The 14,984-nt window shown below is 70.6% G+C and carries 10 protein-coding genes; 3 read left to right on the top strand and 7 right to left on the bottom strand.

Annotated features, from left to right (window positions below; translation table 11 throughout):
* Window positions 1-44: 44 nt before the first annotated feature.
* The 4 genes from ACTWJ8_RS12235 to ACTWJ8_RS12220 are packed head-to-tail and all read right to left on the bottom strand — an operon-like array spanning window position 45 to window position 4,252.
* Entirely contained in the window at window positions 45-1,364 is a 1,320-nt protein-coding gene (locus tag ACTWJ8_RS12235; RefSeq protein WP_356388084.1) for an ABC transporter substrate-binding protein, read from the bottom strand.
* Window positions 1,364-2,212 (bottom strand): carbohydrate ABC transporter permease, encoded by an 849-nt coding sequence (locus ACTWJ8_RS12230; protein WP_356388086.1) that lies wholly within the window; start codon window positions 2,210-2,212, stop codon window positions 1,364-1,366. Before ACTWJ8_RS12230 ends, ACTWJ8_RS12235 begins: the two co-directional genes overlap by 1 nt.
* Window positions 2,209-3,186 (bottom strand): carbohydrate ABC transporter permease, encoded by a 978-nt coding sequence (locus ACTWJ8_RS12225; RefSeq protein WP_443263815.1) that lies wholly within the window; start codon window positions 3,184-3,186, stop codon window positions 2,209-2,211. The genes ACTWJ8_RS12230 and ACTWJ8_RS12225 overlap by 4 nt, the downstream gene beginning before the upstream one ends.
* A 16-nt stretch (window positions 3,187-3,202) precedes the next feature.
* Window positions 3,203-4,252: a LacI family DNA-binding transcriptional regulator gene (locus tag ACTWJ8_RS12220; RefSeq protein ID WP_443263814.1), complete on the bottom strand. Its 1,050-nt coding sequence runs from the start codon at window positions 4,250-4,252 to the stop codon at window positions 3,203-3,205.
* A gap of 255 nt (window positions 4,253-4,507) precedes the next feature.
* Here ACTWJ8_RS12220 and ACTWJ8_RS12215 point away from each other — a divergent pair, with 255 nt between their 5' ends.
* The 3 genes from ACTWJ8_RS12215 to ACTWJ8_RS12205 all read left to right on the top strand — a co-directional run bounded on the left by ACTWJ8_RS12215 (window position 4,508) and on the right by ACTWJ8_RS12205 (window position 11,642).
* Complete coding sequence (locus ACTWJ8_RS12215; protein ID WP_443263813.1) at window positions 4,508-5,239, top strand: VIT1/CCC1 transporter family protein; 732 nt, start codon at window positions 4,508-4,510, stop codon at window positions 5,237-5,239.
* Window positions 5,240-5,578: 339 nt separating this feature from the next.
* The gene (gltB, locus tag ACTWJ8_RS12210; protein WP_356388094.1) at window positions 5,579-10,186 is read left to right on the top strand and encodes a glutamate synthase large subunit; all 4,608 of its coding nucleotides are present in this window, start codon (window positions 5,579-5,581) and stop codon (window positions 10,184-10,186) included.
* Window positions 10,179-11,642 (top strand): glutamate synthase subunit beta, encoded by a 1,464-nt coding sequence (locus ACTWJ8_RS12205; protein WP_443263812.1) that lies wholly within the window; start codon window positions 10,179-10,181, stop codon window positions 11,640-11,642. The genes gltB and ACTWJ8_RS12205 overlap by 8 nt, the downstream gene beginning before the upstream one ends.
* Before the next feature lie 111 nt (window positions 11,643-11,753).
* Here ACTWJ8_RS12205 and ACTWJ8_RS12200 read toward each other — a convergent pair whose 3' ends face one another.
* The 3 genes from ACTWJ8_RS12200 to ACTWJ8_RS12190 form a co-directional block, all read right to left on the bottom strand.
* Window positions 11,754-12,662, bottom strand: a complete 909-nt coding sequence (locus tag ACTWJ8_RS12200) for a chitosanase (RefSeq protein ID WP_443263811.1) — start codon at window positions 12,660-12,662, stop codon at window positions 11,754-11,756.
* A 140-nt stretch (window positions 12,663-12,802) separates the two neighbouring features.
* Entirely contained in the window at window positions 12,803-13,744 is a 942-nt protein-coding gene (locus ACTWJ8_RS12195; protein ID WP_443263810.1) for an acyl-CoA dehydrogenase family protein, read from the bottom strand.
* Window positions 13,744-14,883, bottom strand: coding sequence for an acyl-CoA dehydrogenase family protein (locus ACTWJ8_RS12190; RefSeq protein WP_443263809.1), 1,140 nt, complete (start codon window positions 14,881-14,883; stop codon window positions 13,744-13,746). The genes ACTWJ8_RS12195 and ACTWJ8_RS12190 overlap by 1 nt, the downstream gene beginning before the upstream one ends.
* Between the last annotated feature and the right edge of the window lie 101 nt (window positions 14,884-14,984).

Raw genomic sequence — 14,984 nt, 5'->3', positions numbered from 1 at the left:
GCTCATCTCTGGGGTCGTGCTGGTGCTGGTGGTACCTCAGGTGCTCATCGTTGGTAGCGGTTCAGGATCAGATTGCCGTCGTCCGCGAGGCGTTTGCGTAGCTCTGTTACGCCGAACGCGCCGTTGTAGTACTCCTGGAAGGCCGGGGTGGCGATCTTGTCCTTCCACTCGGCGTAGCCGCGGACCCCGAGCACCGGCGAGGGGCGCAGCGCGGCGGCCAGCTCGGAGCCGGTCCGCCAGCCGTACTTCTCGGTGGTGAGGGACGGGTCCTTCAGGGCCTCGCGGCTGGTCGGCAACAGCCAGTCGCCGCGCGCGAGTTGGACCTGATGGTCGGCCCGCGTGAGGTAGGCGATGAACGCGGTGGCGGCCTTCTTGTGCCGGCTGTCCTGGGACACGGAGAGGGTCTGCGGGGCGACGCCCTGGGCGAGGCCGCCGGAGCCCGCGGGCATCGGCAGGACGGACCAGTCGAAGCCCTTCGGGGCTTGCTGCTGGACCTGCTGCCGGAACGAGAAGTTCAGCGGCAGCATCGCGTACTTTCCGGCGAAGAAGCCGGGCAGGGTGTCGGAGCCCGCCATGCCGAGCGCCGACCTGGGCGCGGTGTGCGCCCGGTCGACCTGCCGGTTGATCACGCGGGCGACGGCCGAGTCGGCGGCGTCGTAGCGGATCTCGTTCCTGCCGTCGGCGTCCTTGTAGAAGATCTTGCCGCCGGTGGACCGGGCGAGGTTCACGGACTGGGTGACGGGCTCCTTCATCGACCAGGCGACCCCGTACCGCTCGGGTTTCCCGTCGTCGTTCCCGTCGTGCGTGAGCTTCTTGCTCGCGCGCTCGAACTCGGCCCAGGACCACGGGTGTTGGACGGTGGGCAGCCGCACCCCCGACCGCTTCAGGAGCTCGGTGTTCACGACGAGCACGCGCGGCTCCTGGAGGAACGGGATGCCGTAGATCTTCTTCCCGTACGTCGTGGTGGCCCAGGACGCCCGCGGGATGTCGGTGCGCAGTGACTTCGGCAGATAGGGGCTCAGGTCGGCGAGGTAGCCGCCGTGCCCGAAGTCGGTGAGGTCGGAGGCGTCGTCGTGGAAGATGTCGGGCGCCTTGCCGCCCTCGAAGGAGGTCAGCAGCTGGTCGTGGATGCTGTCCCAGACGCCCTGGACATACTTCACCTTGACCTTGGTGTGGGTGTCGTTCCACCGCTTGACCAGGGCCTTGTTCGCCTCGATCGACTCCTTCTGCCAGGCGAGGCTGAGGAATTCCAGGGTGACCGTGCCGTCGGCCGACTCCGTGTCCGAGCCGGAGCCCGAGCAGCCCGCGAGGAGGGCGAGGCAGAGGGCGGACGCGGCCGCCGCGGTGGGCTTCCGTACGCGCATCAGCCCTTCACCGCCCCGCTGAGCATGCCGCCGACGAGCCTGCGTTGGAGCAGTGCGAAGAAGACGAGGCTGGGGATCGTGGCGAGGACCGAGGCCGCGGCGAGCGGCCCCAGGTCGGCGACGCCCTCGGCGCCGAGGAAGCGGGTGAGGATGACCGACATCGTCTGGTTCTCCGGGGACTTGAGGAGGACGAGGGCGAAGAAGAACTCGTTCCAGGCCGTCACGAAGCTGAACATCAGCGTCGCCACGAGGCCGGGGGCGAGGAGCGGCAGCACCACGCTGGTCAGCGTGCGCAGGCGGCCCGCGCCGTCCACCGCCGCGGCCTCTTCGAGGGAGCGCGGCACCGCCTTCACGTAGCCCTGGAGCATCCACAGCGAGAAGGGCAGGTTCCAGACGACGTAGACGATGATCAGGCCGAGGATGCTGTCGATCAGGCGCAGGTTCTTCAGGACGAGGAACAGCGGGATGATCACCAGCACGAACGGGAACATCTGGCTGACCAGGATCCAGCCGGTGCCCGCCTGGCTCACACGGGTCCGGTAGCGGACCATCACGTACGACGCCGGGACCGCGATCGCCACCGAGATCACGGAGGCGCTCACCGCGACGACCAGGCTGTTCAGCGCCGAGCGGAGCAGCGGCTGCGCGTCGAACGCGGACCGGTAGTTGTCCAGGCTCGGATGCCGGGGCAGCCAGCTCGGGTCGATCGAGCCCAGCTCCTGCGGCGACTTGAAGGACGTGGAGAGCAGCCACAGGAACGGGAAGGCGAGGAAGACCATGTAGCAGAGCAGTGCCACGTACTGGCCCGCTCGGCCCGCCGCGCGGGGGAGTGTCGTGCTCGCGCTCATGCCGTCGCCTCCGCACCCTCTGCGTCTTCCTTGAGCTTCTTCCGGAGGAACAGCGTGAGCAGGACCGCGATGACCGCGACCATCGCGAGGCCCATCGCGGCGGCGTACCCGAACTGCCCGTACTTGAAGGCCTCTTCGTACGCGAACAGCATCGGGAGCCGGGTCTGGCCGCCGGGCCCGCCCTGCGTCAGCACGTAGACCAGGCCGAAGGAGTTGAAGTTCCAGATGAAGTTGAGCGCGGTGATCGCGACGACCACCGGCCTGATGGCCGGCCAGGTGACGGCCGTGAAGCGGCGCCACAGGCCCGCGCCGTCCAGCTGCGCGGCCTCCCGCAGTTCGACCGGCACGTTCTGGAGCCCGGCGAGCAGCACCACCGTCGTCTGCGGCATGCCCGCCCACACGCCGACCACGATCACGGCGGGCAGCGCGTAGGAGAGGTCGGCGAGCCAGTCCACGTTCTCGTGGATGAGGCCGAGCTGAGTCAGCGTCTTGTTCAGGACGCCCGCGTCCGCGTGGTAGACGAGCCGCCACATGATGCCGACGACGACCTCGGGCATCGCCCACGGGACGAGCGCCAGGGTCCGGGCCAGCCACCGGAAACGCAGGTCCTGGTCGAGGAGCAGCGCCAGGCCGAGCGCCAGCACGAACTGGAGGGCCGTGACGCTCACCGCCCACACCAGGCCGATGCGGAACGACTCCCAGAACAGCGCGTCGTGGCGCAGGTCGAGGAAGTTGTCCAGGCCGATGAACTGTGTGGGGGAGGTCCGCCCGGCCTGCGAGTCGGTGAACGCGAGCGACAGGCCGTACAGGAGCGGGACCACGCTGAGGATCAGGATCGGGATCAGCGCGGGCATCAGCAGGAACCACGCGCCCCTGTCCAGGCCCAGCGCGCGCTTGCGCTGTCCCGGTGTACGGGGCGGTGGGGTGCCGCGGCTGCCGGGGACGGCGCTGTCCCGGGGCGCGGTGAGACTCATGGCAGTCCTCGATGTCTCAACGGTCGGTCGCCGCCGGGCCCGTGGAGGCGCGGACGACGAGGCGGGGAGGGGCGGTGGTGGTGCGGGCCGTGCGGGAGGCGGGGGAGTCGGGTGACGCGGCGGATTCGAGGCGGTGCAGGAGCAGTTCGGCAGCGCGCAGGCCGCGCTCGGTGGAGCCGAGGTCGACGCTGGTCAGCGGCGGCCAGCCGGCCTGCGCGAGCACGCTGTCGTCCATGCCGGCGACGGCGACATCCTCGGGGATCCGCAGCCCGCGCGCGTGCAGGGCGCGGGCCGCGCCGAGCGCCAGCTGGTCGTTGGCGCCGAACACCGCGTCGGGCTTCAGGTCGAGGAGCGCCTCGGTGGCGGCGGCCCCCGACTCGATGCCGAAGTCGGTGTGCACCACGAGGTCCGGGTCGAGGTCGAGTCCGCAGGCGGCGAGCGCCTTGCGGAACCCCTCGCCGCGCTTGCGTCCGGGGACCGTGTCGGCGGGGCCGTTGACGAAGGCGATGCGGCGGCGGCCCGTCTCGTACAGGTGCCGTACGGCGAGCGCGACGCCCGCGACGGAGTCGGCGCGCACGCTGTCCACCGGCACGCCGTTGGGCAGCGAGCCGATGACGACGACCGGTCCTGACGCCGTGCGCAGCGCCTCCACGTGGGCGTCCGTGATGCGGATGGGGCACAGGATCAGGCCGTCGCTCGTGCGGTCGCCGAGGCTGCGCAGGACCGCGAGTTCGTCCTCGGCGACGGCGTCCGTGGAGTGCAGCAGGAGGCGGTACCCGGCGGCCTTCGCGACGGACTGGATGGCGCGGACCATCGCCACGTACACCGGGTTGCCGATGTCGGGCATCGCGAAGGTGAGCTGGCGCGTGCGGCCGTCCTTGAGGGAGCGGGCCACCGCGTTGGGCACGTAGCCGAGTTCGGCGGCGGCGCGCTCGACCTTCTCGACGGTCGCGGGGCGGGCGCCGATCCCGTTGAGGACGCGGGACACGGACGCGATGGAGACGCCCGCGCGCTCGGCGATGGAGATGATCGTCGGCTGTCCGGCCCCCGTGGTCGCCTTCGGCACCGCGCTCCACCCCCTCTGCTGTAAACGTTTTCCGTAGCTGGAAACGTTTACGGATGGTGCTCCCTCGTCACCCGCCCGTCAACGCGCGTTTCATGTGATCCAGGTCACTGGCCGCTTCGGGAAGAGGGAGGTCAGAGCGTTGCGCAGGGTGCAAAACCGCAGGTAAGTACGGCCTTCCTTGCTGGCAGCGAAGATTTTCCGCGCGTACTTTCGGATGCGTAGAACAGCAGTCGAAGGGGAGCGGGGTACACGAGCATGGCCATCATCGAGACCGGGGCGGATCTGCACGACGCCCACCGGGACAACCACACCCACCGCGACGTCAACGGTGGCTGGCTGCGCCCCGCGGTCTTCGGCGCGATGGACGGGCTCGTCTCCAACTTCGCGCTGATGGCCGGTGTCGCGGGCGGCGCCGTCTCGCAGCAGACGATCATCATCACCGGCCTCTCGGGCCTCGCCGCCGGAGCCTTCTCCATGGCGGCCGGCGAGTACACGTCGGTGGCCTCCCAGCGCGAGCTGGTCGAGGCCGAACTGGACGTGGAGCGCCGCGAGCTGCGCAAGCACCCGGCCGACGAGGAGAAGGAGCTCGCCGAGCTGTACGTCTCCCGCGGTGTGGAGCCGAAGCTCGCGCACGAGGTCGCCATGCAGCTCTCCCGCGACCCCGAGCAGGCCCTGGAGATACACGCCCGCGAGGAGCTGGGCATCGACCCGGGCGATCTGCCCTCGCCGATGGTCGCGGCCGTCTCGTCCTTCGGATCGTTCGCGCTCGGCGCGCTGATCCCGGTGCTGCCCTATCTGCTCGGGGCGAGCGCGCTGTGGCCCGCCGTGGTGCTCGCGCTCCTCGGCCTGTTCGCCTGCGGGGCCGTCGTGGCCAAGGTGACGGCGCGCTCCTGGTGGTTCAGCGGGCTGCGTCAGCTGGCTCTCGGTGGTGCCGCGGCGGGTGTGACGTATCTCCTGGGAACGGTTTTCGGGACTTTTGCTGGTTGACGGGTCGGGGCCGTGGCCTGAAGATGCCTATACAGCGCCTTGCATAAGTAGTCGTTACCGCGCGGTTTCGATTACTTGACCACGGGGCATGAGCCGTAAGCGCTGGGGGCAATGAGGCCCGCGGCGCACCCTGCACCACCCCGGCCCTCGGTCAACGATCTGCCCGGCGAGGCCTCTCCCGCCGCCACCCGCGGTGTCCGCATGTTGGAACGAAGTATCCGGTTCCCGAGAACCGCCCCATCATGTAATCTGCACGAAATTTTTTGAGCTGCACTTCTCCGCAGAGGGCCAACGTCGTCCCTCGGCACGTACCTTGCCACGACGACGACGGGAGAGCCGATGCGTACCTCGCGCCAGCCGTCCCAGCATTCCAACAGCGGCCAGACCTGGTCGCACATGGATGCTCGCCCTGCTGCCCAGGGCATGTACGACCCGCGTAACGAACACGACGCCTGCGGCGTCGGTTTCGTGGCCACCCTCACCGGCGAGGCGAGCCACACGCTGGTCGAGCAGGCGCTGACCGTTCTGCGAAACCTGGAACACCGCGGTGCCACCGGCTCCGAGCCCGACTCGGGCGACGGCGCGGGCATCCTGTCCCAGGTTCCGGACGCCTTCCTGCGCGAGGTGGTCGACTTCGACCTCCCCGAGGCCGGTGCGTACGCCGTCGGTATCGCCTTCCTGCCCGAGGAGGGCACGGAGGACTACGTCTCGAAGATCGAGACGATCGCGTCCGAGGAGGGCCTGAACGTCCTCGGCTGGCGCGAGGTCCCGGTCGCTCCGCAGATGCTCGGCTCCATGGCCCGCTCGACGATGCCGGCCTTCCGCCAGCTCTTCGTCGCGGACGGCAGCACTGCTGCTTGTCGGGACATCGCGCTCGACCGCAAGGCGTTCGTGCTGCGCAAGCGCGCCGAGCGCGAGGCCGACGTGTACTTCCCGTCGCTCTCCGCCCGCACGATCGTCTACAAGGGCATGCTGACCACCGGCCAGCTCGAGCCCTTCTTCCCGGACCTGTCCGACCGCCGCTTCGCGTCCGCGATCGCGCTCGTGCACTCCCGGTTCTCCACGAACACCTTCCCGTCGTGGCCGCTCGCGCACCCGTACCGCTTCGTCGCCCACAACGGTGAGATCAACACCGTCAAGGGCAACCGCAACTGGATGCGCGCCCGCGAGTCCCAGCTCGCCTCCGACCTCTTCGGCGGCGCGGACAACCTCGAGCGGATCTTCCCGGTCTGTACGCCGGACGCCTCCGACTCCGCGTCCTTCGACGAGGTCCTCGAGCTGCTGCACCTCGGCGGCCGTTCGCTGCCGCACAGCGTCCTGATGATGATCCCGGAGGCCTGGGAGAACCACGCCTCCATGGACCCGGCCCGGCGCGCCTTCTACCAGTACCACTCCAACCTCATGGAGCCCTGGGACGGCCCGGCCTGCGTCACCTTCACCGACGGCACCCAGGTCGGCGCCGTTCTCGACCGCAACGGTCTGCGTCCAGGGCGTTACTGGGTGACCGACGACGGCCTCGTCGTCCTCGGCTCCGAGGTCGGCGTCCTCGACATCGACCCGGCCAAGGTCGTCAAGAAGGGCCGCCTCCAGCCTGGCCGGATGTTCCTCGTGGACACCGCCGAGCACCGCATCATCGAGGACGACGAGATCAAGTCCGCCCTCGCCGCCGAGCACCCCTACGAGGAGTGGCTCGAGGCCGGCGAGATCGAGCTCTCCGACCTCCCCGAGCGCGAGCACATCGTGCACACGCACGCCTCCGTCACGCGCCGCCAGCAGACCTTCGGCTACACCGAGGAAGAGCTCCGCATCCTCCTCGCGCCGATGGCCAAGGCCGGCGCCGAGCCGATCGGCTCGATGGGCACGGACACCCCGATCGCGGCGCTGTCCGCCCGCCCGCGGCTGCTCTTCGACTACTTCACGCAGCTGTTCGCGCAGGTCACCAACCCGCCGCTGGACGCCATCCGCGAGGAGCTCGTCACCTCGCTGCGCTCGCCGCTCGGCCCCGGCAGCAACCTCCTGGAGCCCACGGCCGCCACGTGCCGCGCGGTCACCCTGCCGTTCCCGGTGATCGACAACGACGAGCTGGCCAAGCTCATCCACATCAACGCCGACGGCGACATGCCCGGCATGAAGGCCGTGACCCTGTCCGGCCTCTACCGGGTGCACGGCGACGGCGAGGCACTCGCCGCCCGGATCGACGAGATCTGCGCCGAGGCCGACGCCGCCATCGAGGCCGGCGCCCGCCTCATCGTGCTCTCCGACCGGCACTCCGACGCCGAGCACGCGCCGATCCCGTCGCTGCTGCTCACCGCGGCCGTCCACCACCACCTCATCCGTACGAAGCAGCGCACCAAGGTGGGTCTGCTCGTCGAGGCCGGTGACGTCCGCGAGGTCCACCACGTCGCCCTGCTCATCGGCTTCGGCGCCGCGGCGGTCAACCCGTACCTCGCGATGGAGTCCGTCGAGGACCTGGTCCGCGCCGGCACCTTCCTCCAGGACATCGAGCCCGAGCAGGCGATCCGCAACCTGATCTACGCGCTCGGCAAGGGCGTCCTCAAGGTCATGTCCAAGATGGGCATCTCGACCGTCGCCTCCTACCGCGGCGCCCAGGTCTTCGAGGCCGTCGGCCTCGACGAGGCCTTCGTCGAGAAGTACTTCAACGGCACCACCACCAAGATCGGCGGCGCCGACCTGCGCGTCATCGCCGAGGAGGTCGCCGCCCGGCACGCCAAGGCGTACCCCGCCTCCGGCATCGCGCCCGCGCACCGCGCGCTCGACATCGGTGGCGAGTACCAGTGGCGCCGCGAGGGCGAGCCGCACCTGTTCGACCCGGAGACGGTCTTCCGCCTCCAGCACGCGACCCGCTCGCGCCGCTACGACATCTTCAAGAAGTACACGGACCGCGTGAACGAGCAGTCCGAGCGCCTGATGACGCTGCGCGGACTGTTCGGCTTCAAGTCCGAGGGCCGCACCCCGATCTCCATCGACGAGGTCGAGCCCGCGTCCGAGATCGTCAAGCGGTTCTCGACCGGAGCCATGTCGTACGGCTCCATCTCGCGCGAGGCCCACGAGACCCTCGCCATCGCCATGAACCAGCTGGGCGGCAAGTCCAACACCGGTGAGGGCGGCGAGGACCCGGAGCGCCTGTACGACCCGGCGCGCCGCTCGTCGATCAAGCAGGTCGCCTCCGGCCGCTTCGGCGTGACCTCGGAGTACCTGGTCAACTCCGACGACATCCAGATCAAGATGGCCCAGGGCGCCAAGCCCGGCGAGGGCGGCCAGCTGCCGGGACACAAGGTCTACCCGTGGGTCGCCAAGACGCGTCACTCGACGCCGGGCGTGGGCCTCATCTCCCCGCCGCCGCACCACGACATCTACTCCATCGAGGACCTGGCTCAGCTGATCCACGACCTCAAGAACGCCAACCCGCAGGCCCGCATCCACGTGAAGCTGGTCTCCGAGGTCGGCGTGGGCACGGTCGCGGCCGGTGTGTCCAAGGCGCACGCGGACGTCGTCCTGATCTCCGGCCACGACGGCGGCACGGGCGCCTCGCCGCTCACGTCGCTGAAGCACGCCGGTGGCCCCTGGGAGCTCGGCCTCGCCGAGACCCAGCAGACGCTGCTGCTCAACGGCCTGCGCGACCGCATCGTCGTGCAGACCGACGGCCAGCTGAAGACCGGCCGCGACGTGCTGATCGCCGCGCTGCTCGGCGCCGAGGAGTTCGGTTTCGCGACCGCGCCGCTCGTCGTCTCCGGCTGCGTCATGATGCGCGTCTGCCACCTCGACACCTGCCCGGTCGGCATCGCCACCCAGAACCCGACGCTGCGCGAGCGGTTCTCCGGCAAGGCCGAGTACGTCGTCAACTTCTTCCAGTTCATCGCCGAGGAGGTCCGCGAGCTCCTCGCCGAGCTGGGCTTCCGCTCCATCGAGGAGGCCGTCGGCCACGCCGAACTCCTCGACACCGAGCGGGCCGTGAACCACTGGAAGGCGCAGGGCCTCGACCTCGAGCCGCTGTTCCACGTGCCGGACCTGCCCGACGGCGCCGTCCGTCACCGGATCGTCGAGCAGGACCACGGCCTGGAGAAGGCGCTCGACAACGAGCTGATCAAGCTCGCCGCCGACGCCCTGGCCGCGGACGACCAGACGGACGCCCAGCCGGTGCGCGCCCAGGTCGCGATCCGCAACATCAACCGCACGGTCGGCACCATGCTCGGCCACGAGGTGACGAAGAAGTTCGGTGGCGCGGGCCTGCCCGACGACACCATCGACATCACCTTCACCGGCTCCGCGGGCCAGTCCTTCGGCGCGTTCGTGCCGCGCGGTGTGACGCTGCGCCTGGAGGGCGACGCCAACGACTACGTCGGCAAGGGCCTCTCCGGCGGCCGGATCATCGTCCGCCCGGACCGCGGCGCCGACCACCTCGCCGAGTACTCGACGATCGCCGGCAACACCATCGCGTACGGCGCGACGGGCGGCGAGCTGTTCCTGCGGGGCCGCACCGGCGAGCGCTTCTGCGTCCGCAACTCCGGTGCCACGGTGGTCTCGGAGGGCGTGGGCGACCACGGCTGCGAGTACATGACCGGCGGCCACGCGGTGATCCTCGGCGAGACGGGCCGCAACTTCGCGGCGGGCATGTCCGGCGGCATCGCGTACGTCATCGACATGGACCCGGACAACCTCAACGCCGGGAACAAGTCGGCCGTCGAGCCCCTCGACGACACCGACAAGCAGTGGCTGCACGACGTCGTGCGCCGCCACCAGGAGGAGACCGGCTCCACCGTCGCCGAGAAGCTCCTGGCCGACTGGGACACCTCGCTGACCCGGTTCACGAAGATCATCCCCAGCACGTACAAGGCAGTGCTCGCCGCCAAGGACGCCGCCGAGCGAGCCGGTCTCTCCGAGACCGAGATCACCGAGAAGATGATGGAGGCGGCGACCAATGGCTGATCCCAAGGGCTTTCTGAACCACGGGCGCGAGGTCGCCGAGACCCGCCCGGTCGAGGAGCGCGTCAAGGACTGGAACGAGGTCTACGTTCCCGGGTCCCTGCTGCCCATCATCAGCAAGCAGGCGTCCCGCTGCATGGACTGCGGCATCCCGTTCTGCCACAACGGCTGCCCGCTCGGGAACCTGATCCCCGAGTGGAACGACTACGCGTACCGCGAGGACTGGGCCGCCGCCTCCGAGCGGCTGCACGCCACGAACAACTTCCCGGAGTTCACGGGCCGCCTGTGCCCCGCTCCCTGCGAGTCGGCGTGTGTGCTCGGCATCAACCAGCCGCCGGTCACCATCAAGAACGTCGAGGTCTCGATCATCGACAAGGCGTGGGACACGGGCGACGTCGCCCCGCAGGTCCCCGAGCGCCTCTCGGGCAAGACCGTCGCCGTCATCGGCTCGGGCCCGGCCGGTCTGGCCGCCGCCCAGCAGCTGACGCGGGCCGGCCACACGGTCGCCGTCTACGAGCGTGCCGACCGCATCGGCGGCCTGCTCCGCTACGGCATCCCCGAGTTCAAGATGGAGAAGCGCCACATCAACCGCCGCATCGAGCAGATGCGCGCGGAGGGCACCAAGTTCCGCACCGGCGTCGAGGTCGGCCGCGACATCGACGCGGCGGGCCTGCGCAAGCGGTACGACGCCGTGGTCGTGGCCGCGGGCGCGACCGTGTCCCGTGATCTCCCGGTCCCGGGCCGCGAGCTGAACGGCATCCACTTCGCCATGGAGTACCTGCCGCTCTCCAACAAGGTGCAGGAGGGCGACTACGTCCAGCCGCCCATCACCGCCGAGGGCAAGCACGTCGTCGTGATCGGCGGCGGCGACACCGGCGCCGACTGCGTGGGCACCGCCCACCGCCAGGGCGCCGCCTCGGTGACGCAGCTGGAGATCATGCCGCGGCCCAACGAGGAGCGGGACACGACCACGCAGCCGTGGCCGACGTTCCCGATGCTCTACAAGGTCACCTCCGCGCACGAGGAGGGCGGCGAGCGCATCTACTCGGCGGGCACCACCCACTTCGAGGGCGACGAGGACGGCAACGTCCAGTGGCTGCACCTCTCCGAGGTCGAGTTCGTCGACGGCAAGCTCGTCAACAAGCCCGGCACCGAGCGGAAGATCCCGGCGCAGCTGGTCACCCTCGCGATGGGCTTCACCGGCACCGACCAGGAGAACGGCCTCGTCTCCCAGTTCGGCCTCGAGCTCGACGTGCGCGGCAACGTCGCCCGCGACGACGAGTTCCAGACCAACGTCCCCGGTGTCTTCGTCGCCGGTGACGCGGGCCGCGGCCAGTCCCTCATCGTGTGGGCCATCGCGGAGGGCCGCTCGGCCGCCCGCGGTGTGGACCGCTACCTGACCGGCGCCTCCGAGCTCCCGGCTCCGATCCGCCCGACGGACCGCGCGCTGGCCGTGTGACGGTCCGCCGCTAGAGACGTCCCGTACAACGGCGTACGGAACAGAGCGCGACGCTCGCCCTACAGTCCCCGACCGGACGCCTGGGCGGGCGTCGCGGTGCGTTCGGCCCGTTCAAGCCGGGATGTGGAAGGTCTCGCCGTAGACCTTCCACGTCAGTGGCGTCTTGAGCGACAGGTTGCCGTCGTAGAGGAACTGACGCTGCGCCGTGTCGATGCGGGTGGTGTCGCGGTCCGCGTTCTTCGACTTCATCGCCTTGCGGCGCAGGTCGAGGAAGATGTCGAGGTACGCCTTCTCGTCGCCGCCCTGGGACGGGGTGTCCGCCTCCTTCATCGCGGCCTCGCGCAGACCGTAGAAGCCGTTCGGGCCCGTGCCGGGGCCGTGCAGCACCATCGCGTCGTAGTAGATGAACTGGCCGAGCGTGCCCAGGCCGTCGAGCTTGGCGAGGCGGACCGCCGGGTCGAAGTAGCCGCGGTCGCGCTCCTTCTCCTGGACGTCGCGGAACGCCTTCCGCTTCGCCTCCTGCTTCCACGCCGTCGTGAAACCGGGGTCGAGGCCCTTGTGGGAGTCGGTGCCGTCGACCTTGCGGAGGGCGGGGAGGTAGCGGGCCAGTCCGTTGTCCGGGTGGGACTTCGTGTAGCGCTCGACCAGGGTGAGGAGGTCGTGGGTGCCGGTGCAGAAGCCGATGATGCCGGCGGTGTAGCCCTGGCCGTCGCCGATGTCCTCGATGTAGCCGTACTGGTCCCGCCAGTTGAGCGTCGAGTTCTCTGCGCTCGCCACGATGCGCTGGGCCAGCTCCTTCTTGGCAGGGGCGGCGAGGCCGGGCGGGAGGCTCGCGATCACCTTGTCGTCGGCCTCGCGCTCCGCTTCCGACTGGTTGCCGGGGTGGGCCGGGGCGGAGGCGGTGGGGCGGGTGCCCGCCCCGTCGTCCTGCTTGTCGTCCGGCGACAGGAAGTAGACGGCGGCCGTGGCGAGTGGGGCCACGGCGACGAAGGAGAGGAGCAGGCAGCCCGCGCGTTTCATGCGGCACAGATTAAGCGAGCGTCTGTGCGACTGGGCGACCGGTGTCCTTGTTGCGCGGAACCGGCGTCACGCCCTCGGGGCTCCGCCCCGGACCCCGCTGCTCAAACGCCGCAGGGGCTGGAATTCCGGCCCCGTGGCCGCTACCCGAGGACCCGGTCGCGGCACGCCGACGGGGTGCCCCACGCGTCCCGCAGAGGGCGTGCCTTGCGGAGCCACAGGGACAGGTCGAGCTCCTCCGTGTAGCCGACCGCGCCGTGGAGTTGGAGCGCGGCGCGCGCCGTAGCGTAGGCCGCCTCGCCCGCCGCCAGCTTCGCCGCCGCGATGTCCGACGACGTCATCGACAGCGCCGCGCCGAAGAGCAGCGGGCGGGCGAACTCCAACCCCACCAGCGCGTCCGCCAGGCGGTGCTTCACCGCCTGGAACGTGCCGACCGGGACGCCGAACTGTTCGCGCTGACGTACGTATTCGACCGTGCGGCGGAGGAGTTCCAGGCCGACCCCGAGCGACTGCGCCGCCGTGAGCAGCGACGCCAGGTCCGCCGCCTCCCGTACCTTCGCGCCCCGCGCCACCACCTCCCCGCCCCCGTCCGGCACGAACAGCCGACGCGCCGGATCCGCCGACCCGCGAAGCGGACCGTGCCCGGCGGCCAGCCGCACCGTGCCGTCGCCGTCCGTCACGAACACCGCGTCCGCCGTGTCCGCGTCCAGGGCGTACGGACCCGAGGCCAGCGTCACCACCACGTCCCCCGCCGCGATCCGCGGCAGCCACTCCTTCGCCGCCTCCGTCCCGTCGAGCAGCGCCGCCACCGCCGCCGTCTCGACTACGGGCCCCGGCACCGCGTGCCGGCCCAGCTCCACGTACGACACCGCCAGCTCGACGGGCAGCGGGCCCACCCCCTCGTACGGTTCCGGGACGGCCAGCGCGAAGACGCCCGCCTCCGCGAGCCGCCCCCACAGCGCCCGTCCGGGCCCCGCGTCGCCGCCCGCCCACGCCCGGATCGCCGCGGGCGTGTCCGCCGCGCCCAGCATCCGGTCGAGCGTGCGGCCGAACTCCGCCTGCTCCGCGTCCAGGAGGAACCTCATCAGCGGCGTCCCTTCGGCAGGCCGAGCAGCCGCTCGGCGATGATGTCGCGCTGGATCTCGTTCGTGCCCGCGTAGATCGGACCGGCGAGCGAGAACACATACCCCTCGGCCCACTCGCCGTCCGCCAACTCCCCGTCCGGGCCGAGCAGTTCGAGCGCCGTCTCGTGCAGCGCGATGTCGTACTCCGACCAGAACACCTTGTTCAGGCTCGACTCCGCCCCGATCCTCTCGCCCGCCGCGAACCGCGACGCGTTGCCGTACGTGAACAGCTGGTACGCCCGCGCCCCGACCACCGCGTCCGCCACCCGGTCCCGCAGCGCCGGATCCGCGCCCCGCTCCCGCCACAGCGCGCGCAACCGGTCCGCCGACGCGAGGAAGCGGCCGGGGGAGCGGAGCATCAGGCCCCGCTCGTTGCCCGTCGTCGACATGGCGATCCGCCAGCCGTTGCCGACCTCGCCGATCACGTCCTCGTCCGGCACGAACACGTCGTCCAGGAACAGCTCCGCGAAGGCGGGCTTGCCGTCGATGCGGCCGATCGGCCGGACCGTGACCCCCGGGGCGCGCAGGTCGAACATCAGGTACGTGAGCCCGTGGTGCGGTTTCGCCGCCTCCGGGTCCGTGCGGAAGATGCCGAAGGCGCGGTCCGCGAACGCGGCCCGCGACGACCACGTCTTCTGGCCGCGCAGCAGCCAGCCGCCGTCCGTGCGGACCGCCCGGGAGCGCAGTGACGCCAGGTCCGAGCCGGCCTCCGGCTCCGACCACGCCTGAGCCCAGATCGTCCCGCCGCTCGCCATCGACGGCAGCACCCGCGCCCGCTGCTCGTCGGTGGCGTGGTCGAAGAGGGTCGGGGCGAGGAGGTTGATGCCGTTCTGCGAGACGCGGCCCGGCGCCCCCGCCGCGTAGTACTCCTCCTCGAAGATCAGCCACTTGACGATGTCGACGCCCCGGCCGCCGAACTCCTCGGGCCACGACACCACGGACCAGCGGTCGGCGTACATCTCCGCCTCCCACGCGCGGTGGGCCGCGAAGCCCTCGGCGGTCTCCAGCGACGGCAGCGGATCGGCGGGCACATGGGCGGCCAGCCACGCCCGCGCCTCCTCCCGGAACGCGTCCTGATCCGGCGTGAAGTCCAGGTTCACCGCGTGCCCGCCTCCTTCGTCACGGAGTTCTGCGCGTTGCGGCACCTCGGCCGGTTCGTCGTCACGTACACGACCCGGCCCCTGAGCTCGTAAAGGACTGT

Source organism: Streptomyces sp. SDT5-1 (assembly GCF_052245995.1).
In the GTDB taxonomy this organism is placed as follows: Bacteria; Actinomycetota; Actinomycetes; order Streptomycetales; family Streptomycetaceae; genus Streptomyces.
This window is presented reverse-complemented; position numbering and strand designations above follow the sequence as displayed.

Excerpts from the sequence above, each read along its gene's own strand:
- ACTWJ8_RS12200 (WP_443263811.1), bottom strand. The coding sequence starts at position 12,662 with ATGAAACGCGCGGGCTGCCTGCTCCTCTCCTTCGTCGCCGTGGCCCCA.
- gltB (WP_356388094.1), top strand. The coding sequence starts at position 5,579 with ATGCGTACCTCGCGCCAGCCGTCCCAGCATTCCAACAGCGGCCAGACC.
- ACTWJ8_RS12205 (WP_443263812.1), top strand. The coding sequence starts at position 10,179 with ATGGCTGATCCCAAGGGCTTTCTGAACCACGGGCGCGAGGTCGCCGAG.
- ACTWJ8_RS12215 (WP_443263813.1), top strand. The coding sequence starts at position 4,508 with ATGGCCATCATCGAGACCGGGGCGGATCTGCACGACGCCCACCGGGAC.
- ACTWJ8_RS12195 (WP_443263810.1), bottom strand. The coding sequence starts at position 13,744 with ATGAGGTTCCTCCTGGACGCGGAGCAGGCGGAGTTCGGCCGCACGCTC.
- ACTWJ8_RS12235 (WP_356388084.1), bottom strand. The coding sequence starts at position 1,364 with ATGCGCGTACGGAAGCCCACCGCGGCGGCCGCGTCCGCCCTCTGCCTC.
- ACTWJ8_RS12225 (WP_443263815.1), bottom strand. The coding sequence starts at position 3,186 with ATGAGTCTCACCGCGCCCCGGGACAGCGCCGTCCCCGGCAGCCGCGGC.
- ACTWJ8_RS12230 (WP_356388086.1), bottom strand. The coding sequence starts at position 2,212 with ATGAGCGCGAGCACGACACTCCCCCGCGCGGCGGGCCGAGCGGGCCAG.